The 22,409-nt window shown below is 62.8% G+C and carries 16 protein-coding genes; 8 read left to right on the top strand and 8 right to left on the bottom strand.

Features of this window, described 5'->3' with window-relative positions:
* Position 1 precedes the first annotated feature (1 nt).
* The 3 genes from gyrA to BM118_RS01860 form a co-directional block, all read right to left on the bottom strand.
* Positions 2–2,734: a DNA gyrase subunit A gene (gene gyrA, locus BM118_RS01870; protein WP_092181465.1), complete on the bottom strand. Its 2,733-nt coding sequence runs from the start codon at positions 2,732–2,734 to the stop codon at positions 2–4.
* A gap of 169 nt (positions 2,735–2,903) precedes the next feature.
* Positions 2,904–3,302, bottom strand: a complete 399-nt coding sequence (locus tag BM118_RS01865) for a DUF2306 domain-containing protein (RefSeq protein ID WP_092181462.1) — start codon at positions 3,300–3,302, stop codon at positions 2,904–2,906.
* A 201-nt stretch (positions 3,303–3,503) separates the two neighbouring features.
* Entirely contained in the window at positions 3,504–3,998 is a 495-nt protein-coding gene (locus BM118_RS01860) for a single-stranded DNA-binding protein (RefSeq protein ID WP_011087466.1), read from the bottom strand.
* 451 nt (positions 3,999–4,449) lie between these two features.
* Here BM118_RS01860 and BM118_RS01855 point away from each other — a divergent pair, with 451 nt between their 5' ends.
* The 7 genes from BM118_RS01855 (at position 4,450) to BM118_RS01825 (ending at position 13,893) form a co-directional block, all read left to right on the top strand.
* The gene (locus BM118_RS01855; protein ID WP_092181459.1) at positions 4,450–5,211 is read left to right on the top strand and encodes an outer membrane protein; all 762 of its coding nucleotides are present in this window, start codon (positions 4,450–4,452) and stop codon (positions 5,209–5,211) included.
* A gap of 235 nt (positions 5,212–5,446) precedes the next feature.
* The gene (locus BM118_RS01850) at positions 5,447–6,136 is read left to right on the top strand and encodes an outer membrane protein (protein ID WP_092181456.1); all 690 of its coding nucleotides are present in this window, start codon (positions 5,447–5,449) and stop codon (positions 6,134–6,136) included.
* A gap of 225 nt (positions 6,137–6,361) precedes the next feature.
* Positions 6,362–7,114, top strand: coding sequence for an outer membrane protein (locus BM118_RS01845; RefSeq protein WP_092181453.1), 753 nt, complete (start codon positions 6,362–6,364; stop codon positions 7,112–7,114).
* A gap of 276 nt (positions 7,115–7,390) precedes the next feature.
* Positions 7,391–10,366 (top strand): excinuclease ABC subunit UvrA, encoded by a 2,976-nt coding sequence (uvrA, locus tag BM118_RS01840; protein WP_092181450.1) that lies wholly within the window; start codon positions 7,391–7,393, stop codon positions 10,364–10,366.
* Positions 10,367–10,628: 262 nt separating this feature from the next.
* Positions 10,629–12,143, top strand: coding sequence for an anti-phage dCTP deaminase (locus BM118_RS01835; RefSeq protein WP_092181447.1), 1,515 nt, complete (start codon positions 10,629–10,631; stop codon positions 12,141–12,143).
* A 63-nt stretch (positions 12,144–12,206) separates the two neighbouring features.
* A complete protein-coding gene (locus BM118_RS01830; protein WP_092181444.1) occupies positions 12,207–12,857 on the top strand; it encodes an HAD family hydrolase in 651 nt (216 codons plus the stop codon).
* 109 nt (positions 12,858–12,966) lie between these two features.
* Positions 12,967–13,893 carry a nucleoside hydrolase gene (locus BM118_RS01825; RefSeq protein ID WP_092181441.1) on the top strand — a complete coding sequence of 309 codons (927 nt, stop codon included), beginning with the start codon at positions 12,967–12,969 and terminating at the stop codon, positions 13,891–13,893.
* 249 nt (positions 13,894–14,142) lie between these two features.
* Here the strand turns inward: BM118_RS01825 and BM118_RS01820 are convergent, their stop codons facing one another.
* From BM118_RS01820 to BM118_RS01800, 3 genes are all read right to left on the bottom strand, one after another.
* Positions 14,143–15,090, bottom strand: a complete 948-nt coding sequence (locus BM118_RS01820) for a YVTN family beta-propeller repeat protein (protein ID WP_092181438.1) — start codon at positions 15,088–15,090, stop codon at positions 14,143–14,145.
* 2 nt (positions 15,091–15,092) lie between these two features.
* The gene (locus BM118_RS01815) at positions 15,093–15,659 is read right to left on the bottom strand and encodes an SRPBCC family protein (protein WP_092181435.1); all 567 of its coding nucleotides are present in this window, start codon (positions 15,657–15,659) and stop codon (positions 15,093–15,095) included.
* Between the two features lie 1,071 nt (positions 15,660–16,730).
* Positions 16,731–17,498, bottom strand: coding sequence for an AAA family ATPase (locus tag BM118_RS01800; RefSeq protein ID WP_092181432.1), 768 nt, complete (start codon positions 17,496–17,498; stop codon positions 16,731–16,733).
* Positions 17,499–17,762: 264 nt separating this feature from the next.
* Here BM118_RS01800 and BM118_RS01795 point away from each other — a divergent pair, with 264 nt between their 5' ends.
* Positions 17,763–19,826: a DUF1217 domain-containing protein gene (locus BM118_RS01795; RefSeq protein ID WP_092181424.1), complete on the top strand. Its 2,064-nt coding sequence runs from the start codon at positions 17,763–17,765 to the stop codon at positions 19,824–19,826.
* Between the two features lie 16 nt (positions 19,827–19,842).
* On the opposite strand, the gene BM118_RS01790 is transcribed toward BM118_RS01795, so the two are convergent.
* Together BM118_RS01790 and BM118_RS01785 are read right to left on the bottom strand one after the other, a co-directional pair.
* Positions 19,843–20,703, bottom strand: a complete 861-nt coding sequence (locus BM118_RS01790; RefSeq protein ID WP_092181403.1) for a PCC domain-containing protein — start codon at positions 20,701–20,703, stop codon at positions 19,843–19,845.
* A gap of 9 nt (positions 20,704–20,712) precedes the next feature.
* Complete coding sequence (locus BM118_RS01785) at positions 20,713–22,320, bottom strand: acyl-CoA synthetase (RefSeq protein WP_177233947.1); 1,608 nt, start codon at positions 22,318–22,320, stop codon at positions 20,713–20,715.
* Positions 22,321–22,409 lie beyond the last annotated feature (89 nt).

The following is a 22,409-nucleotide window of genomic DNA, read 5'->3' as shown; positions in this document are numbered from 1 at the left end:
GCTATTCCCCATTCGCGCCATTCCCGCTCTCGGCCTCCTCCGTGATGTGCTCAACCGAGACGACGTGCTCGTCCTCGGCGGTGTCGAACACGATCACGCCCTGCGTCGACCGTCCGGCGATGCGGATGCCTTCGACCGGGCAGCGGATCAGCTGGCCCTTGTCGGTGACCAGCATGATTTGATCAGCATCCTCCACGGGGAAGGACGCAACCAGATTGCCGTTGCGGTTATTGACGCTCATGGCGACGATGCCTTTGCCGCCGCGGCCCGTGGTGCGGTACTCGTAGGACGAGGTCCGCTTGCCATAGCCGTTGACGGAGACGGTGAGCACGACCTGCTCGGCCGCCGACATCTCGACATAACGCTCCTGGGCGAGTTGGAAGCTGCCGGAGGCCTCCTCGGCCTCGGCGTCCACTGCCGGCTCCTCGGCCGTGGCTTCGCCGGCCACCGCGCGGCGCATCTTCAGGTAGGCCGAGCGTTCGTCCGAAGAGGTCTCGACATGGCGCAGGATCGCCAGCGAAATCACCTTGTCTCCCTCGCCAAGCGCAATGCCGCGCACGCCCATCGAGGTACGCCCGGTGAACACGCGCACGTCGGTGACGGGGAAGCGGATGCACTGGCCGCCGGCGCCGGTCAGCAGCACGTCGTCGCGCTCGGTGCAGATCTGCACGTCGACGATCGCTTCATTCTCGTCGAGCTTCATGGCGATGATGCCGGAGCGGCGGACGTCGACGAAATCGGACAGCTTGTTGCGCCGGACGTTGCCGCCTGTCGTCGCGAACATCACGTCGAGGTTGCCCCAGGTCGATTCGTCCTCGGGCAGCGGCATGATGGTGGTGATGCGCTCGCCCTGCTCCAGCGGCAGGATGTTGATCAGCGCCTTGCCGCGCGCGTTCGGCGCGGCCATCGGCAGGCGCCAGACCTTCTCCTTGTAGACCTGGCCGCGTGACGAGAAGAACAGCACCGGCGTGTGCGTGGAGGCGACGAACAGGCGCGAGACGAAATCCTCGTCGCGGGTCTGCATGCCGGCGCGGCCCTTGCCGCCGCGGCGCTGCGCCCGGTAGGCCGACAGCGGCACCCGCTTGACATAGCCGGCGTGCGAGACGGTGACGACCATGTCCTCGCGCTGGATCAGGTCCTCGTCCTCGACCTCGCCTTCCTGCTCGATGATCACGGTCCGGCGCGGGGTGGCGAACTCGGCCTTCACCTCGGCAAGCTCGGTCTTGATGATGCCCAGCACGCGCTCGCGCGAGCGCAGGATGTCGAGATAATCGGCGATCTCGCCGGCGAGCTTGTCGAGCTCGTCGCGGATTTCGTCACGGCCGAGTGCGGTGAGGCGCTGAAGGCGCAGGTCGAGAATGGCCCTCGCCTGCTCCATCGACAGCCGGATCGTGCCGTCGGCGCTGATGCGGTGGCGCGGATCGTCGATCAGCGTCAGCATGTCCTCGACGTCCCGGGCCGGCCAGTCGCGCGACATCAGGGTGTCGCGGGCCGTGGTCGGGTCGGGCGAGGTCCGGATGACGCGGATCATCTCGTCGATATTGGCGACAGCGATCGCGAGACCGACCAGGATATGCGCGCGATCGCGCGCCTTGGCGAGCAGGTACTTGGTGCGCCGCGTGACGACCCGCTCACGGAAGTCGACGAAGATGGCCAGCAGGTCCTTCAGATGCATGATCCGCGGACGGCCGCTGTCGAGCGCCACCATGTTGACGCCGAAGCTCGTTTGCAGCGGCGTGAATCTGTACAGCTGGTTCAGCACCACGTCCGGCACGGCGTCGCGCTTCAACTCGATGACGACGCGGTAGCCGTCGCGGTCCGATTCATCGCGCAGGTCGCCGATGCCCTCGATCTTCTTTTCCTTGACCAGCTCGGCGATGCGCTCGACCATCGTCGCCTTGTTCACCTGGTAGGGAATCTCGGTGATGATGATCGCCTCGCGCTCCTTGCGGATGGTCTCGATCGCGACCTTGCCGCGCATGACGATCGAGCCGCGGCCGAGGTGGTAGGCCGCGCGGATGCCCGCGCGTCCGAGAATGACGCCGCCGGTCGGGAAATCCGGTCCCGGCACGATGTTGATGAGCTCGTCGATGGTGAGCGCAGGGTTGTCGATCAGGGCGACGCAGGCGTCGATGACCTCGCCGAGATTGTGCGGCGGGATGTTGGTCGCCATGCCGACCGCGATGCCGCCCGCGCCGTTGACGAGAAGGTTCGGGAACTTGGCCGGCAAGACCGATGGCTCGGTCTCGTTGTTGTCGTAGTTCGGCTGGAAGTCGACGGTGTCCTTGTCGATGTCGGCCAGCAGAGCCAGCGCCGCCTTCGTCAGGCGCGCTTCGGTGTAACGATAGGCGGCCGGGGGATCGCCGTCGACCGAACCGAAATTGCCCTGGCCGTCGATCAGCGGCACGCGCATCGAGAAGTCCTGCGCCATGCGGACCATGGCGTCGTAGATCGACTGGTCGCCGTGCGGATGATACTTACCAATGACGTCGCCGACCACGCGGGCGGACTTGACGTACTTCTTGTCGGGTGTGTGCCCCTGCTCGTTCATCGAGTACAGGATGCGGCGATGCACCGGCTTCAGACCGTCGCGCGCATCGGGCAGCGCCCGCGCCACGATCACGCTCATGGCGTAGTCGAGATAGGACTTCTTCATCTCCTCGAAGATGGAGACGGGGCGAATATCCGAGGGTTGCGCCGGCTGGTCGCCGGGCTTGTCGTCGTCGTCAGCCAAGGGGGAATCCGGTGAGGTTTTATCTGGGAATCATATAGCGCATCGAGCCCCTGATAACCACCCTTGCCGGGGTAAAGGGAAGCGCTTTTTCCGACTGTTTTTCCAGAGACTTACGCCCTCCCCGGTACCGCCCCGGGCGGGGCCCGGACGAGCCGCCCGAAACCACCCCTTACGCCCCGAAAATCACGTGGTGCATGATGCGCCCCGGCATCAACGTGAACAGGCCCGCCACCACCAGCGCGCCGGCGAAGATGAAGATCATCATCCGCCGGTGATCGGCCACGCGATGGGTGTGCGCCCGCCAGACCGCGAGCGGCAGCACCACCAGCGTGAAGATCGACAGGAAATGGATCGGGCTGAACGGTCCGACCAGGCGGATCTGGTGGATCCAGAACGAGGAGGCGGCCACGACCGCCATCAGGACCACCCAGATCCAGCCGATCGTCCGGTGCGGCAGCGTACCTTTTGGAGCGGCAAACTGGACGATGCCGAGCACTAAGGCGGCCATGGCGGCAAAGGCATGCAGCGGGATCGCTGGAGCAGCCTCAAGCAGCGGCGTGAGGCTCATGCGGGGCTTTCTCCGATCAACAGGCGATCCATGTGAATAGGATTAACATAAAGTTAATACCATTCACATGATGACCCGTCAAAGGCTTGAAGCAGCACATGAGGCAAGCCCGGAAAAACCGAGCCTTGCCCGCCAATTGGTCAGAAATCCTGTTGCTTTACGCGAGCAAGACGACATTCGAGGCGAAGCGCCCCGCCCGCCTCAGAACGGGATGTCGTCGTCCATGTCGCTGTTGCGGCCGCCGCCACCGGCAGCAACGGCGCGGCGCGGCGCGCTGCTGACCGGACCGGAGGAGCCGAAATCGCCGCCCGGCTCCTCGCCGAAGCTGCCGCCTCCCCCGCCGCCGCGGCCGTCGAGCATCGTGAGCGTCGAGTTGAAGCCCTGGAGCACGACTTCGGTGGAGTACTTCTCCACGCCGCTCTGGTCGGTCCATTTGCGGGTCTGGAGCGCGCCCTCGATGTAAACCTTGGCGCCCTTCTTCAGGTATTGCTCGGCGACCTTGCAGAGCCCTTCATTGAAGATCACGACTCGGTGCCACTCGGTCTTCTCCTTGCGCTCGCCACTGTTCTTGTCGCGCCAGGTCTCCGAGGTCGCGATGCTCAAATTCGCGATCGGCCGCCCGTCCTGGGTGCGGCGGATTTCAGGATCCTTGCCGAGATTTCCAACCAGAATGACTTTGTTGACGCTTCCCGCCATCGCCGCTCTCCACTCCGAATGCCGCTGAATTCATAAGGCCCGACCGCGCCCCGCGGTCCTCTGCAACCTGTTGAGGCGACCCTATACGCTTGCGCGGGCCGATCAGCCCATCAGCCCTCAGGTTATCCCCATATATAGCATCGGCCACCGGTTTGTTCCAGATTTGTTCCTGCCCGTGCGAGTGCGAAATGTTTGGGCCGGACGGTACCCACGTGCTGCCCAAATAGTTTGCGCTGGATGGAACTTTTCCAGGTTCCCGCGAACGACCAAAAGTACTTAACATTCATCAAGTTACAAACGTTTCAGTTGCCTTGCGACTGTTGCATTTCGGCGACGGACTCTGCCTCCCGATTAAGCTACGTTTGCCTTGGAATTAAGTTCATATGGGCGTCGCGCCTGATTGGCCGCTTCGGGGAACTTCAAGAAGCGGATCGAAACTGGGGAGACTGCAATGAATAAGATTTTGATTGGTGCAATCGGTGCAATGGCGCTGAGCCTGTCGGCTCCCGCAAGCGCGGCGGATCTCGCTGCGCGTCCCTACACCAAGGCTCCGCCGCCGATGGTCGCGGCCATCTACGACTGGAGCGGCTTCTACATCGGCATCAACGGCGGCTGGGGTACGAGCCGCAATTGCTGGGACTTCGTGACGCCGGTCGTCGGCACGCTGGTTGACGACGGCTGTCATGACTCATCGGGCGGCACGGTCGGTGGTCAGATCGGCTACCGCTGGCAGTCCAGCAATTGGGTGTTTGGCGTGGAAGGCCAAGGCAACTGGGCTGACTTCAGCGGAAACAACATCAGCCCGACTGCTCCAGGTCAGCAGAACCGTACGCGGATCGATGCGTTCGGCCTGATTACCGGCCAGATCGGCTATGCCTGGAATAACGTTTTGTTCTACGTGAAGGGTGGCGCCGCCGTCGTGGACGACAAATACGACCTCATCGTCGCGCCAGGATTCGTGGGTGCAGGCACTGTCTTCGGTTCGGCCCGCGACACCCGCTGGGGTGGAACGGTCGGCGCGGGTGTCGAATTTGGCTTCGCCCCGAACTGGTCTGTGGGCGTCGAGTACAATCACATCTTCCTTGGCGATCGTAACGTCGACTTCAACTTCGCCGGCGCGTTCGTTCAGACCGAACGCGTCAGCCAGGACGTCGATATGGCTCTCGTCCGCGTGAACTACCGTTGGGGCGGCCCCGCGATCGCCAGGTACTGATCGCAAGCAGCGCTTCTTCTGACGAAAGGCCGGCCTCGCGCCGGCCTTTTTGCTGCTTCACGGCCTCGAGGAACAATAAGTCAATAACCGTTACGTTTTGTGTCTGTTGTGGCTTTTTAGAGACACAACTTGCAGCTTTGTTGGTGTAAGCACGACATCAGTTGGACCACAGCGTCCGATGCCCTTCCCTATCGTGGAAGGCACAACAGAAACTGGGACTGGGATTAGGTTGAAAATGAAGAAGGTTTTGTTGGCTTCGGCCTGTTTGTTCGCTCTGGCCGCCCCCGCGTCGGCTGCTGATCTCGCGGCTCGCCCGTACACGAAGGCTCCGGTGGCTGTGGCCTCGGTCTACAACTGGACCGGCTTCTACCTCGGTATCGTTGGCGGTGGCGCCTGGGAAAACGCTTCGGGCGACCCGAAGATGAAGGGTGGCTTCGTCGGCGGCACCGCCGGCTACAACTGGCAGACCGGCAACGTCGTGTTCGGTATCGAGGCCGATGGCGCCTGGGCTGACGTCAGCGCTACGGCGACCGGCGCCACCGTTGTCCCCGGCTTCGGCGTTGTGACCGCAACCGCGACCTCGAAGACCGATGCCATGGGCACCGTGCGCGGCCGCATCGGCTACGCTGTCAACCAGGTCCTGTTCTACGGCACCGGCGGCTACGCCTGGATCGACAACAAGATCTCCCTCTCCGCTCTCGGCGTGACCGCGTCGGACAGCAAGTGGCACTCCGGCTGGACCGTCGGTGCGGGCGTCGAAGCGTTCTTCGCGCCGCAGTGGTCGGTCAAGGGCGAGTACCTCTATCGCAGCCTCGGCGGCGAGACCTACTTCTCGGGCGCCCTCCCCACCGGCACGCTCAACTTCCACACCGTGCAGGTCGGCGTGAACTATCACTTCGGGGGCCCGGTGGTCGCGAAGTACTGATCTTCGCCACCGACGTCACATCGTCACGAAAGGCCGGCCTCGCGCCGGCCTTTTTGTTTTTCGCGCCCAAGTATCCAATCCAGCCGGTCGCTAGCGTTTTCGGAGAGGTGTGGCACCTCGGTGACACAACCTTTGGCTTTAGTGGTGTAAAAGCAATGCCATCAGTTGGGTCGTTAGGTCCGCTGCTTTTCGCCGACAAAGAGAAACGAAACTGGGGAATTTGAAATGAAGAGGATTGTGCTGGCTTCGGCCAGTTTGCTCGCACTCAGCGCGTTGGCTCCTGCCTCGGCGGCCGACCTGGCGGCCCGCCCCTATACCAAGGCGCCGATCGCTGTGGCCTCGGTCTACAACTGGTCCGGCTTCTATATCGGCCTCAACGGCGGCGGCGCCTCGAGCCGCAACTGCTGGGATCTCAACTCGGTCCTCGGCGTGGCCATCCCCGTTACGGCTGAAGGCTGTCACAATGCGACCGGCGGCCTCGTCGGTGGCCAAATCGGTTATCGCTGGCAGTCGGCCAGCTGGGTATTCGGCCTCGAAGCTCAGGGCGACTGGGCCGACCTGAAGGGCTCGAACACGAGCTCGCCCGCAGCGCTCGCGCCGCTGGTCAACCAGACCAAGATCGATGCGCTCGGCCTGTTCACCGGCCAGGTCGGCTATGCCTGGAACAACGTGCTCTGGTACGTGAAGGGTGGCGCGGCCGTCACGCACGCCAAATACAACGGCCTGTTCGGCGGCGTGGTCATCGACAGCGCCAGCGAGACGCGCTGGGGTGGCGCGGTCGGCACCGGCCTCGAATTCGGCTTCGCGCCGAACTGGTCCGTTGCGATCGAATACGACCATCTGTTCATGGGCGGCCGCGATGTCAGCTTTACGGTTCTCGGCGCCAACGACCGCATCGACCGCATCAAGCAGGACGTCGACATGGGCACTGTCCGCCTCAACTACACCTTCGGCGGCCCGGTCGTGGCAAAGTACTGAGCTTCGCCACCGACGTCACATCGTCACGAAAGGCCGGCCTCGCGCCGGCCTTTTTGTTTTGGCGGTACATTCAGCGCAGTTCCGCACGCTCTGCTGCTGCCAGATGCCGCCAGCACGCCAACAATCCGTTGACGATTCGCAACTCGCACTGGAAATCCGTCGCCGTTCTTCCTACGTTCGCTGGCAACCCCATCGGCGCCGATCCCGGTTCCGGGCAAAGCGCGCCTTCACCCTCGGCGCGGCCGCGCGTCTTTGGGATTCCCTGAGGACACCGGGATGGATGAAGTGATCAAGGCGAAGCGCCAACAACAGAACGCGGGCTCCAGCCTGCGCGCAATTACGATCCGTGGCGCGCGCGAGCACAACCTCAAGAACATCGACGTCGAGATTCCCCGCGACAAGCTCGTGGTGTTCACCGGCCTGTCCGGCTCCGGCAAATCCTCGCTCGCCTTCGACACCATCTATGCCGAGGGCCAGCGCCGCTACGTCGAATCGCTGTCGGCCTATGCACGCCAGTTCCTGGAGATGATGCAGAAGCCTGACGTGGACCAGATCGACGGCCTGTCGCCGGCGATCTCGATCGAGCAGAAGACGACATCGAAGAATCCGCGCTCCACCGTCGGCACGGTCACCGAGATCTACGACTACATGCGCCTGCTCTGGGCGCGCGTCGGCGTGCCCTATTCGCCCGCCACCGGCCTGCCGATCGAGAGCCAGACCGTCTCGCAGATGGTGGACCGCGTGCTGGCGCTGCCCGAGGGCACGCGCCTCTATCTGCTCGCTCCCGTCGTGCGCGGCCGCAAGGGCGAGTACCGCAAGGAGCTCGCCGAATGGCTCAAGAAGGGCTTTCAGCGCGTCAAGATCGACGGCACCTTCCATGAGCTCGCGGAAGCGCCGACACTGGACAAGAAGTTTCCGCACGACATCGACGTCGTCGTCGACCGCATCGTGGTGCGCGCCGACATCGGCCAGCGTCTCGCCGAAAGCTTTGAGACCGCGCTGAAGCTCGCCGAGGGCCTTGCCGTCGTCGAGTTCGCCGATGCGCCCGCGGCGGCGCCGGCCGAGGAAAAGAAGAAGACCGCGAAGATCCACGACAAGAGCGGACCCGAGCGCATCCTGTTCTCGGAAAAGTTCGCCTGCCCGGTGTCCGGCTTCACGATCCCCGAGATCGAGCCGCGCCTGTTCTCGTTCAACAATCCCTATGGCGCGTGTCCTGCCTGCGGCGGCCTCGGCGTCGAGCAGCATGTCGACGAGGATCTCGTCATCCCCGACAAGGAGCTCGCCATTGGCAAGGGCGCGATCGCGCCCTGGGCCAAGTCGTCGTCTCCCTACTACGTTCAGACGCTGACGGCGCTCGGCAAGCACTACAAGTTCACGCTGACCACCAAATGGAAGGATCTGCCCAAGAAGACGAGAGACGCGATCCTCCACGGCTCGGGCGAGGACGAGATCAAGTTCTCCTACGAGGATGGCGTCCGCTCCTACGACACCAAGAAGCCGTTCGAGGGCGTCATCACCAACATCAACCGCCGCTACCGCGAGACCGAGAGCGAGTGGGCGCGCGAGGAGCTGGCGAAGTATTTCCACGACGTGCCCTGCGGCGCCTGCAACGGCTTCCGGCTCAAGCCCGAGGCGCTCTGCGTCAAGGTCGGCACCAAGCATATCGGCGAGATCTCGGAGCTGTCGGTCAGGAAGGCCGGCGAATGGTTCGAGACCGTGCCGGAGGCGCTGAACAAGCAGCAGAACGAGATCGCCGGCCGCATCCTCAAGGAGATCCGCGAGCGCCTCACCTTCCTGCTCGACGTCGGCCTCAACTACCTCACCCTCTCCCGCTCCTCCGGCACGCTGTCGGGCGGCGAGAGCCAGCGCATCCGCCTGGCCTCGCAGATCGGCTCGGGACTGACCGGCGTGCTCTACGTGCTGGACGAGCCCTCGATCGGCCTGCATCAGCGCGACAACGCGCGCCTGCTCGACACCCTCAAGCGCTTGCGCGACCTCGGCAACACCGTGGTCGTGGTCGAGCATGACGAGGACGCCATTCGCCTCGCCGACTACGTGCTCGACATCGGCCCCGGCGCCGGCATGCATGGCGGCCACATCGTCGCCGAAGGCACGCCCGCCGAGATCATGCGCAATCCGAAATCGCTGACCGGGAAATACCTGACCGGCGAGCTCGAGGTCGAGGTGCCGGAGCGGCGTCCGCCGAACCATCGCCGCACCATCAAGGTGGTCAACGCGCGCGGCAATAACCTCAAGAACGTCACCGCCGAGATTCCGCTCGGCCTGTTCACCTGCGTCACCGGCGTCTCCGGCGGCGGCAAGTCGACGCTGCTGATCGACACGCTCTACCGCGCCATCGCCCGCAAGCTGAACAATGCCAGCGAAGGCGCCGCGCCGCACGACCGCATCGAGGGCCTCGAGCACATCGACAAGATCATCGACATCGACCAGTCGCCGATCGGCCGCACCCCGCGCTCGAACCCCGCGACCTACACCGGCGCCTTCACGCCGATCCGTGAATGGTTCGCCGGCCTGCCCGAAGCCAAGGCGCGCGGCTACGAGCCCGGCCGCTTCTCCTTCAACGTCAAGGGCGGCCGCTGCGAGGCCTGCCAGGGCGACGGCGTCATCAAGATCGAGATGCACTTCCTGCCCGACGTCTACGTCACCTGCGACGTCTGCAAGGGCAAGCGCTACAACCGCGAGACGCTCGAAGTCCTGTTCAAGGGCAAGAGCATCGCCGACGTGCTCGACATGACCGTCGAGGAAGCCGCCGACTTCTTCAAGGCGGTGCCGCGCGTGCGCGAGACGTTCCAGACCCTGCACCGCGTCGGCCTCGATTACATCCATGTCGGCCAGCAGGCCACCACCCTGTCGGGCGGCGAAGCCCAGCGCGTCAAGCTCGCCAAGGAGCTGTCCAAGCGCGCCACCGGCCGCACGCTCTACATCCTGGACGAGCCGACCACCGGCCTGCACTTCCACGACGTCAAGAAGCTGCTGGAGGTGCTGCACGAGCTGGTCGCACAGGGCAACACCGTCGTCGTCATCGAGCACAATCTCGAAGTCATCAAGACCGCCGACTGGGTGATCGACCTCGGCCCCGAAGGCGGCGACGGCGGCGGCGAGATCGTCGCCTGGGGCCCGCCGGAAGACATCGCGAAGGCGCCAAGGAGCTACACGGGCAAGTTCCTGGAGCCGGTGCTGAAGAAGGCGCGCAAGCCGAAGCGCGGGAGGACGAGCGAGGCGGCGGAGTAGATTTTCGCCGTTTCCACTACTTCTGATTTCGGTTGATTTCTTGGCTTTTTTCCGCTCGACTGTCCGAGTCGGAGCGCTTTGACTTGCCTTGTGAATTTGACGTTCGATCCGATAGCCAAGACTGAATATGGCTCTGATGGCGCCGAATCAGCTCGTCATTCGCCCGTTCCAATTCGTTTCGACTACGCTTTTCTGGTAATAATCCCGCCATGGTAGTCTCCTTGTCACCAAGAAACTATTAGCAGATTCTCTGCCCCATTTGATGGCCGATTCTATTCAAAAGATTAAACACCCCGAACTTTTTTTCGGCTTCGTCGCTCCCATTGGAGCCGATCTAATGCCCGTGCTTGAGGCATTCCGGAAATATTTTGCGATGCGCCAATATCGCGTCGTCGAAATTAAAGCCACTGAGATTTTCGACGTCCTTGAAAAATATGTTGCGCCGATCGAGCCATTGATCAAAACGCGGCAACGCGAGCGATACGAAACTTACATCGCTTACGGAAATCAACTTCGCGAGCAGTTCGACGATGCAATTCTTGCCGCGACAACGATTCGGCGAGTAATGGCCCGCCGACTACGTATACAAAAAGGAACTGACAAGTTTAGTCGTACCGTATTTCTCTTGCATCAATTCAAGCGAAAAGAGGAGATCGACCTACTTCGTGTAGTATACGGTCGTCTATTTTTTCAAGTTTCGACCTATTCGCGAAGAAGTGCGCGCGTGGAGTATCTGTCGCGCCGCTTTGCTAGCAGCGATCATGGAGCATCCAGCCAGAAGTATCGTCCGGCTGCGGAGGAGCTCATTCAGAAAGATGAGAACGAAGTTGGACAGCGTCACGGCCAGCGCGTTGCTTCAATTTTCCATGACGCGGATTTCATCGCGAACCTGGACGTTTCTGAATCCATTGATCATCAGGTCAATCGCTTCTGCGAACTGATCTTTGGCTCGAATTGCTTCTCTCCTACCAAATCAGAATATGGGATGTTCTTGGCTAGGGCAGCGGCGCTACGTTCATTGGATTTATCCAGGCAAGTTGGCGCGGCAATATTCTCTCCTAGCGCCGAAATACTTGCACTAGGCTCCAATGAAGTGCCAAAGGCTGGTGGTGGCACATACTGGACTGACGATCAATTTGATGACCGTGACTACGTCAGGAAGGAAGACTCGAATTTTGTAAGGAAGCGCGAAATCTTAATGGAAATCCTGAGCATTATCGCTCCGGATAGCGATGTCGAACGGTTATCTAAGGACAAGCGGATACAAGACTCGCTCCTAATGGACGCCCTCGAATATGGACGCGTCGTGCACGCGGAAATGGGAGCCCTGTCGGACGCGGCGCGTCTCGGGCATCCGGTAAAGGATGGCGTACTGTATTGCACGACCTTCCCCTGTCATATCTGCGCTAAACACATCGTAGCCGCAGGAATTGCGAAAGTTGTATTCTTAGAGCCCTATCCAAAGAGCTTGGCCCCTCACCTGCACTCGGACTCAATTTCCGTAGAAGGAGGCGACAGAGGACATTACCAAAAATATCCTTCAGTCGAGTTTGAACATTTCTATGGAGTATCCCCTCGTCGCTATCGCGAAATATTCGAGCGGTTCAAGAGGAAGAGTGATGATGACGGCCGACTTCTGGAATACAAGGGTGGAGACCCTGCACCAATAATTGAGATCGAATATCCCTCATATGCCGAATTGGAGACGTATATTACCAACCGGGCAATGGCAGAAATCAGAAACGTCGTGGCCGATGAGGAGATTGCGGGCGCATAGTTCCGCTTTTTCTTTGACTAGCCTTCATCCTCTCCTCCCCCCTTCAACTTCAATTCCGGGCTGATGCCCTACACCCTCGCCATCTTCGACCTCGACGGCACCCTCGCCGACAGCTTTCCGTGGTTCCTGCGCACCATCAACGACGTCGCCGATCGCTTCGGCTTTCGCCGTGTGGCCGATGAGGACGTCGAGGGGCTACGGCATGCCTCGTCGCGCGAGATCCTCAACCGGCTCGAGGTGCCGCTGTGGAAGCTGCCGGCGATCGCGCGGCATGCACGGCGGCTGAAGGCGGAGGCAGCTAGCGAGATTTCGCTGTTTGCGGGCGTCGAGACGATGCTGCGGACGCTGGCCGAGAACGGCGTTCAGCTCGCGCTGGTGACATCGGACAGCGAAGCCAATGCGCGCGAAAAGCTCGGCGAGGCCGCGTCGCTGTTCTCGCATTTCGACTGCTCTGCGTCGATCTTCGGCAAGCCTGCGAAATTCCGCCGGGTCGTCCGCCGCGCCGGCGTGGACCCAAGCCGCGTGATCGCGATCGGCGACGAGGTCCGCGACATCGAGGCGGCGCGCGCGGTCGGTATCGCCTGCGGCGCGGTCAGCTGGGGCTATGCGGCCCCGGCGGCGTTGCGGGCGCACGAACCGGACCACATGTTCGAACACATGCGCGACATTGCCGAGACATTATGCGGAAACGTAGGGTGGATTAGCGAAGCGTAATCCACCACTGTGCGTATCCGCAGAGACAAAAGAGGTGGGTTACGCTGGCGGACTGCGCTTCGCGCAGCCGCACGCTAACCCACCCTACGAACTGTTCGGGGAGACGGCAATGACACTCACGGACGCAAGCCGCCTCAAGCTCCTGGCGCCGCCGGTCGGCCGGTTGCGGGTCGTGCTCGACACCGACACCTATAACGAGATCGACGACCAGTTCGCGCTGGTGCAGATGCTGCTGTCGCCGGAACGCTTCGACGTCGAGGCGATCTACGCCGCGCCGTTCTTCAATGCGCGCGCGGACAGTCCCGGCCACGGCATGGAGCTGAGCTACCAGGAAATCCTCCGCCTGCTGGAGCGCCTGCATGTCGCGCCGGATGGCCTGGTTCATCGCGGCGTCACCGACTATGTCGGCCCCGGCAAGACGGCGCAGGCGGCGCCTGCCGTCGATGACCTCGTGGCCCGGGCGCGCGCGGGCTCGCCTGACAACCCGCTCTACGTCATCGCCATCGGCGCCATCAGCAACGTCGCCTCCGCGCTGCTCAAAGCCCCTGACATCATCGACCGCATCGTGGTGGTCTGGCTCGGCGGCCATGCGCTGGAATGGCCGCACACGGTCGAGTTCAATCTGAAGCAGGACGTCGGCGGCGCGCAGGTGCTGCTCGACAGCGGCGTGCCGCTCGTCCTCGTCCCGTGCATGGGCGTCACCTCGCGTCTTCACTCGACGGTGCCGGAGATCGAACGATACGTCGAACCCCACGGCAGCATCGGCGCGTTTCTCGCCATGCGCTTCAAGGAATATTCGTCCGACCACATGGGCTGGGCCAAGGAGATCTGGGACATGGCGCCGGTCGGCTGGCTGCTCAATGCCGATTGGGCGCCGAGCGTCGTCATCCCGGCGCCGGTTCTCACCGATCAGATGACCTGGAGCATCGACCGACGGCGGCATCCGATCCGCTACGTGACCTATGTGGATCGCAACCCGATCCTGAAGGATTTCTTCGTGAAGCTGAAGGCGTTTGCCGAAGCGAAGAATTCGTAGGGTGGGTTAGCCCTGCAGATGCGCGAAGCGCATCTGCTCGGCGTAACCCACCGCCTTGCTCGCCGCGAGAAAGCGGTGGGTTACGCCTTCGGCTAACCCACCCTACGCAATCCCCTACTCCGTCCTGCGTAGCAGCCCGGATGGAGCGAAGTCCATAGCCCGAATGAGCGAAGCGACATCCGGGACCGCCCGTGCTTGAAACGAGACCCGCATATCGCTGCGCTCATGCGGGCTACAGGATGATCTACCCTACTCCGTCCGCCGCAAGAACGCCCCGAACGCGCGCGGGCCGTCGCCGGTCTTGATCTCGCCGATCACCTTCAGTTCAGTGGCGTCGATGATAACAAGCGTGTTGCTCTCCCAGCAGGCGACGATGATGCGCTTGCCGTCGGCGGTCGAGGCGATGCCTTCGGGGTAGTCGCCGACAGTGATGCGCTTCACCGGCTTCAACGTCGCAACATCGAACACGCTGACGGTGCCGCCATACTGGTCGGTGACGAAGCCGCGCCCCTGCGCCAGCGCCACCGCATAGGGACGCATCCCGACCGGCACGCGGCCGATCTCGGTCCCAGTGGCGATGTCGATCACGGAGACGTCGTTGGAGCCGACATTGGCGGTGTAGGCGCGCTTGCCCTCGGCATCGATGGTGACGCCGAACGGGCGCGTGCCGACCTTGATGGTCGCCTTGCGCGCGCGCGTCGCCGTGTCCACCACCGAGACGCTGTCGTCGTCACGGTCCGCCGAGAGCAGCAGCTTGCCGTCTGGCGTCACCGCCAGGCCCGACGGCGAGGCGCCGACCGCGATGCTGGCCGTGACGCTGCGCGTCGCCGCGTCGATCACCCGCACCGCCGCTTCGTACCAATCGGCGACATAAGCCGTCTTGCCGTCAGGCGCCACCGCAATGCCGAGCGGGCCGCCGCCGACCTCGATCCGCCCCACAACCTGCCGCGTTGCTGCGTCCACCACCGTCACCGCCTTGGCATCCGGGCTCGTGACATAGGCAAAGCGGCCGTCGGCGCTGACGGCAACGCCCGCCGGCTTGCCGCCGATCGGGATGGTTGCCACCGCACGTGCGGTGGCGAGGTCCACGACCATCAGATCGTCGCTGAGCTGGTTGGTGACGAACGCCTCTTCGGCGAACGCGCTGCCGAGACAGGCAAGGCTGGCGGCCAGCGCCGCCAGGACCAGGGCCCGCACGGTCAGCTTCCGCTCTCGACCTTCTTCTTCAGCGCCCCGAGGCCGGCCTGATAGAGCCCCTTCACCGCCTTGACCGCGGCCTCGTCGCTCAGCTCCGGCGGCGGATCGTTGTTGGGAAAGCCGCGATAGAACGCGCCGGCCCATTCCAGCGTCGAGGCCTTGCCGTCGGCGCTCGGCGTCACCGTCAGTGTCGAGGAATAGTTGGTGACCGGCAGCACCTTCACGTCGACGGTGGTGATCCGGTAGGAATAGGTCATCGCGGCCGCGTCGAACTTGTAGAGCTCCTCATCGACGGTGGCCCCGCCGGTCAGGGTCAGCCGCCGCGTCGCGCCGATCTCGTTGCCCTTGTCGCCCTCGGTCTTGGTGACGGGCGGGAGCCAGCTCATGTCCTGAAAATTGCCGATCACCGCCCACACCTTGGCCGGGGCCGCGTTAATCTCGATGGATTCGCGCACCTTCTGCCGGGTCGGCCCGTGCGCCCAAACCGGCTCAAACGCGGCCGTCAGAGCCATCCCCGCCACCGCCAGCGCCGCCACCCCGGCGACCGCCGTTCCGATCGTCATCCTCATACCGTTTCCTCACTCCTGGATCTGCGCGACTTGAGGCGCGCTGCGATCATCGTAGCGCATTTTCGGGCCGTGGGGAGACCGGTTCGTGGCACGGCTGTGGCGGCGATCGCTCTTGCATCCACGCCCTCCCTTGCGTTGCCCGACGGGCAAAACACCCAAGAGAGGGGTCAATCCGTCCGGATCAAAACAATTCGCTTTACGCGAATTCGGAATTATCGCATGTTTCGGTCATCCCAGCCCGGCCGAGGGGCGTTATCGCGATCGTCACGACACGCGGGTTGGGACGTGGTGGACGCAGGCGGCGTCGGCGCGACGGTGGTTTGCAGGGCGGCTGCCCCCGTGAGCACCTGCCTGCGCGCACACGACCGGTGCAGCCTGCGTACGGCAAAATCGTGTGGTCCTGGCATCCGGGGTCTGTGTGCCAAGTCTTGCGGTGACGTGCGCTGCCCAACCGGGCGGACGCGTCAGCCATCCGCAAGGTGACGGGGGCAATAGTGCATCGCTCCCCGGGGAGATCACGACATAAGCCGTAAAACCACTGCGCAGGGAAGGCCGGATGTTTGGCTTCACCTGTATGCCGCTGTGCATCTGCTTCCAGCGCATTTCGCGCACAGCGGACCGCGGGTGCCAGCCGGCACCCGGCCTTCCCTGCGCCCTCGGCACTTTCGAGGGTGGTGACGGACAGCAAAGCTCGGGCGCGATGTGCCGCGAGAACGTGAAGTCGCGCGCGTGACTTGGATTGGAATGCGAAGATGGATTTCGCCTCCGTGCCCCGGACGCAGCGCAGCGCCCGTTCGGCGGTGCGCTGCAGAGCCGGGGCCCATGCAGCGGCGATTGCGGCAGCATTCTGGGTCCCGGCTCTGCGCCGCAACGCTTACGCGTTGCAGCTTGTCCGGGACACGAGAATGAGTACGCTGTTGCCTTCTACCCCCGTCATTGCGAGCGCAGCGAAGCAATCCAGACTTTTTCCGCGGAGGGACTCTGGATTGCTTCGCGGAGCCCGTCATCGGGCCGCGCTTCGCGCGGACCCGTTGGCTCGCAATGACGAGGTTGAAGCGGCAGACGTCCCAATCACTCGGCCAGCGTCGCCTCCACGAAGCCCCGCGGGTCGTCACAAAACTCCCGCATCAGCCGGTAATGGTCGGTCTCCTCCACCGTCACCGGCTCCAGCCCGTATTTCCCGAGCCGCAGCAGCCGTGCGTTGGGATAGGCCATCAGCATCGGCGAATGGGTTGCCATGATGACCTGGCAGATGCGGGAATCGTCCATGCGTCGCAAAAGCTTCAGAAATTCGATCTGGCGCGCCGGCGACAGCGCCGATTCCGGCTCGTCGAAGATGAAGATGCCCTGACGCCGGCAGCGCTCTTCGAAGAAGCGCAGAAAACCTTCGCCATGGGAATGCGACAGGAAATCGGGACCGACCTGGCCGGCATCGCGTGCGGCCTTGTCGAGATATCGCGCCACCGAGAAGAAACTCTCGGCGCGGAAAAACCAGCCGTTGGTGATCTTCGGCAGCCAGCTTGCGCGCAACGCCCTGGAAAGCTGGCCGCCCATCTTCTCGCGCGCGTCGGAATGATCGACCGGCATGTACCCCTTGCCGCCACCGGCATCGTCGTAGCCGGCGAGCGCCGCGATCCCCTCGAGCATCGTCGACTTCCCGGTGCCATTCTCCCCGACGATGATCGTGATGGCGGTGTCGAAGTTGAGCTCGAAATCGTCCGGAAAGATCGGCAGGCAAAACGGATAAGCCTCGCGATCGTGAACCTGCGACGGGTCGAGCCAGACCCGCTTCAGGTAAGGCGCCGGCAGGTTGATCGTTCGTCCGCTTCTTCGGCTCATGCCCGGCTTCCAACCCGTTCCGATCCATCTTTTGACCAGAACATATCAGGAACACCATCTTCACGAAAGCTGCATCTGAGAAACATATAGCAATAAAACCCGTTATGCGTCACTTGGACATAGACTGAAACCTCAGATTGCAGGTCAGAATCGCACCAAGAAGACCTAGCTACGAGACAGTTCGCCGGCATGAGGCCGGCCCCACCTCGCGACCCCGCAATGATTGACGGACGTCCGGGACCGTAAGAGCCGCGAGGATGCGCGATGGTGACCACGTATTTCAGTTACAACTACATTACGCGCAATCTCAAGCAATCCCTGACGCGGGTCGAACAGCAACCGGACGTGGCGCGAGAGGCCGCCTACTACAAAGCCAACATCGGCAAGGTGAAGACCGTCGACGATTTCATGAAGGACTATCGCCTGTATCACTATGCGATGAAGGCGTATGGCCTGGAAGACATGGCGTACGCCAAGGCTTTCATGAAAAAGGTGCTGGAGAGCGACCTCTCCGACGGAACGAGCTTTGTCAACAAGCTGGTCGACAAGCGTTATCGGGAGTTTGCCGCGGCATTTTCCTTCAACGGCACTGCGACGCCGGTTGCGCAATCGGAGGACCAGACCGATGAGACGATCGGTCTGTACACGGCAACCAAGAAGAGCCAGGTCGATGCACTCGCCGACGATACGAATTACTACAGCGCCCAGATCGGCAGCATCAGCAGTGCAGACCAGCTCCTGAACAACGATCGTCTTCGCAATTACGTCTATTCGGCATTCGGGATCGATGAGAGCAAGTGGCCGCGCGACACGATAAGTCAGGTCCTGCGCAGCGATCCATCCGATCCAAACAGCTACGTCAACACCACCTTCGCGTCTCAATTGACCGGCCTCAACGCCCAGCTCGCTCAAGCCAAATCGGACGTGAGCGCCACCAATACGAAGATCGCCGACTACACGGCCCAACTCTCGCAACCAGGCGCTGACGTGACCCAGTTGAACGTCCAGATCCTGGTCGAAAAATATCACCTGGAGTCATACACGAAGAGCGTTTCCAGCCTCAACGACCAGATAGCGACGATCGGCGGGTTCGTAGACCTGGCCGGCGCGTTCGAGTTTTCGCCTGACGGGTCCCTGCCGTCCGGCGTGTCTGCGCAGACTGCTGCAAACGTCACGCTCACCAAACAGAAGTTCGACGACAGCAAGGCCGCCGTCTACGATGCGGCAAGTCCGTTGAGCGAAGCTCTGGCAATCACGCGCTTCAGAGCGGCCGTCCTCAAGGTCAACTCGGTCCAGGCGTTCGTCTCGACACCGGCCGTGTACAATTTTGCGCTGGGCGCCGTCGGCCTCGACTCGGCGACAACCTCGCAGGCCACGATTAAGGCTGTCCTCGAAAGCGACCTCAGCGATCCCAAGAGCTTCGTCTATACGCTCAAGGACAATCGGTACGTCGAGCTGGCACGCGCCTTCAACTTCGACGCAAAAGGCAATCTGACGACCCCCTTGGTGGCTCAGGACCCGGCACAAGTCCTCCAGGTCGCCAAGGACTACGTCATTGCAGTGCTGAAACAGGCAAGCCCTGAGCAGCAGAAAGCCGTTCGGGAACAGGCCCAGAAAGACGCGACGTCTTATCAGGAAGCCATCGCAGGAATCGGAAGTGTTTCCGAGCTGCTTGCGAACCGGAAGATGGTTGATTTCGTTCTCGTCGCCAAGGGTTTGGACCCCAAGAAGGTCAGTACCGACTATCTCAAGAAGATCTTCGCGTCCGACCTGAATAATCCAAAGAGCTTCGCGAACACCGAGAGCGATCCTCGCTTTGCCGAAATCGCGGCGTCGTTCAACTTCGACAGCAAGGGCAACGTCGCGCGCCTTGCGATGATGGGTCCGCAGAAGCAAGACCAATTCCGGGACACACAGGCGAACTATCTCGAGCAAAGCCTGGAGCAGCAGCAGGGGGATACGAATCCCGGCGTGCGCCTGGCGCTCTATTTCAAGCGAAAGGCGGGGGAAATCACGTCCGCATACGACATCCTTGCCGACAAGGCTCTTTCGGAGGTGTTCAGGACCACGTTCAATTTGCCAGATTCGATGGCGGCGATGCCGATCGATCAGCAAGCCAAGTTCGTGGACAGATTCATGAAGATCAAGGATCTCTCCGATCCCGCGAAGGTCGAAAAGCTGTTGGGCCGTTTCTCCGCCATGTATGACATCAGAAACAGCCAGAGCACCGGTCAGGGTCAATCGCCCTTGCTCGACCTCTTCCAGGGGGCGAGTTCAGGGATAAGTGACTCTACGTACCTGGCCATTGCCAAGCTACGTTCTCGCTGATGATCGCTCGCCGATCCTAGCCCAATACCTCGAGCACCAGCTCCATGGTCATCAGCACGGGATTGTCGCCACGGATCAGACGGCCCTCCGCAATGCCGCCGGTGTAGTCGATCAGGGCAATGTCGAGCGTGGCCTCCGGTGCGCCCGAAGGGCCCGATGCGATCGTCGCCGCCGTCACCGCAAGCTCCGTCGCAAACGGCTCGGTCACGCCGCCAGCGGTGAAGCGCGCCCCGATGGTCGAGCCGACACCGCCATGGATTTTCGCGCGCGAAATGCCGTGTTCGCGACAGAATGCTTCGAGACAGAAGGCAAAATCCTGATTGGGCCGCAGCCGCAGCGCGAACGCGCGGCTCGTGGTGCGCGCACCGCTGCTCCCAGCCGGCACCGGCCCGAACAGCTTGAAGTTCGTCTCCGGATCAGGCTCGGCGGTGAACATCGCGCCATCAACGCCGAAGGCTTCGACCTCGAACGGCTCGACGACGACAGTCTCGTCCGGCAGCATATGGCCGCCGCCTGGCCTGCCGTCCGCCTCGGTCCAAAGCCCATGGCAATGAAAGAACGGCGCGCCGTCGCGCATGCCGAGCGTCATGCCGCCGAGCTTCGTGCGCGTCACACCCTTGGGCCGGAACGTCTCGCTGTAGAACGCAGCATTCTCGCCGGTCTTCGACAGCGCCGGCATCACATAGGCGAACGGTCCGAGCGTGCCACGGCCAAAATTCAGCACGCCGCTCGTAAAGCCTTCTGCCGCAAAGCCGCGGCGCGCGGCCTCCAGCAGCGGCAGGCCTGCCTGAAGCGTGAATTTGAAAGCGCGTCCCCTCGCCTCCACCCATTGGATCCGTTCTGCGCGAGGTGCGCCCGGCTGCTTGATGCTGCGCATGACCTTCGCTCAGCCTGTTTTCGTCTTGTCGAGGTCGAGCAATCCGCGCGCCTCCAGTTCGTCGCGCACCATGCGCTTCGGCACCTTGCCATAGCCGGACTTCGGCAGCGCCTCCCAGAAGAAGAACCGTTTTGGCATCTTGTAGCGCGGCACCTTCGGACCGAGGAACGCCGCCATCTCCGCTTCACTCACAGCCTTCGCTCCCTCACGCGCAACACACACGGCCACGCCGACCTCGCCCCAGGTCGCATCGGGCACGCCGAGCACGGCGACCTCGCCGACCGCAGGATGCGTCAGGATCTTCTCCTCGATCTCGCGCGGATAGATGTTGGAGCCGCCGGAGATGTACATGTCGGAGGCGCGGCCGGTGATGTAGACGAACCCCTCCTCGTCCATGTGGCCGAGATCGCCGGTGCGGAACCAGCCGTTGCGGAACGCCTTCGCATTGGCCTCGGGGTTATCGTAATAGCCGGCGAGCACCGCAGGACCGATCACGCAGATCTCGCCGCTCTGGTTCGCCCCGAGCTCGCGGCCCTCGTCGTCCTGGATCGAGACCTGCATACCGGTGCGCTCGAAGCCGCAAGTGCCGATCTTCGCATGCGGGCCGTCCTCGAGGTCGTGCAGCGCCGCCGGCAGCACGGTGATGTTGCCGGTGACCTCGCCCAAGCCAAAATACTGCACGATGACCTTGCCAAGCTTCTTCAGCGCGGCCTTCTGGTCCTCGCGATACATCGGCGCGCCGGCATAGATCACGTGACGCAGCGAGGAGTGATCGTATTTGTCGGCGGCGGGATGCTCGACCATCATCTTCAGGATCGTCGGCACGGTGAAGAGATTGCTGACCCGATGCTTTTCGATCAGGCGGAACGCCTCGTCGATGTCGAACTTCTCGGTCGGCAGCAGCACGGTGCGTACACCGCGCGCGGTCTGCACCAATTGATGCACGCCGGCGCCATGCGAGAGCGGCGCCACCACCAGCGAGGCATCGTCCTCGGTGACGCCAGGTGTCAGGTCGGCGAGATGGTTGGTGACGACAAAGCCCATCTGGCCGTGTGTCAGCACCGCGGCCTTGGAGCGGCCCGTGGTGCCGGAGGTGAAGAAGAACCAGCAGGGATCGTCGTGCTCGACAGCGACGTTCTCGACCGCGCGCCCCGCCTGCGACGCGATGGCGTCCGCAACCGAGGTCTCGCCGAACGCGCCCTTGCCGTCAATGCTCCAGGTGAACGCGAGCGCGCCGCCGCTCACGGCCGCCGCGTGCTCGGGAAAATCGACATGGCACAGAAACGCCTTCGCGCCGGAGGCCTGCGCGAGATAGGAGACCTCGTCCGGCATCAGGCGGAAATTGGTGGGCACCCAGACCGCACCGAGCCGGAACGCCGCGAACATCGAGAAGAACATCTCGTCGCCATTCTTGGAATGGACGAGGATGCGGTCGCCCTTGGCGATGCCGCGCGCGGCGAGCGCCGCCGCCAGCGCCGAGACCTGCGCGTCGATCTCGCGCCAGGTCCAGGACTTGTCCCCCCAGACGAAGCCGGGACGCGATCCATGCCGCCGCGCATTCTGGGTCAGCATGTGAGCGAGATTCATGACGCGGCGGGACATGCGCAGGGGCTGCATGGGGCTTCCTCTTCGACGGCGGACAGCGCGCAAGCCGCCCGCTCCTTGCAGCCCATTTATCGCCAACGCCCGCACCGCCGCAAGGCCGC

It is taken from the genome of Bradyrhizobium sp. cf659, assembly GCF_900113725.1.
GTDB lineage: Bacteria > Pseudomonadota > Alphaproteobacteria > Rhizobiales > Xanthobacteraceae > Bradyrhizobium.
The sequence above is the reverse complement of the archived record's forward strand: the minus strand, read 5'-3'. Positions and strand labels throughout refer to the sequence as shown.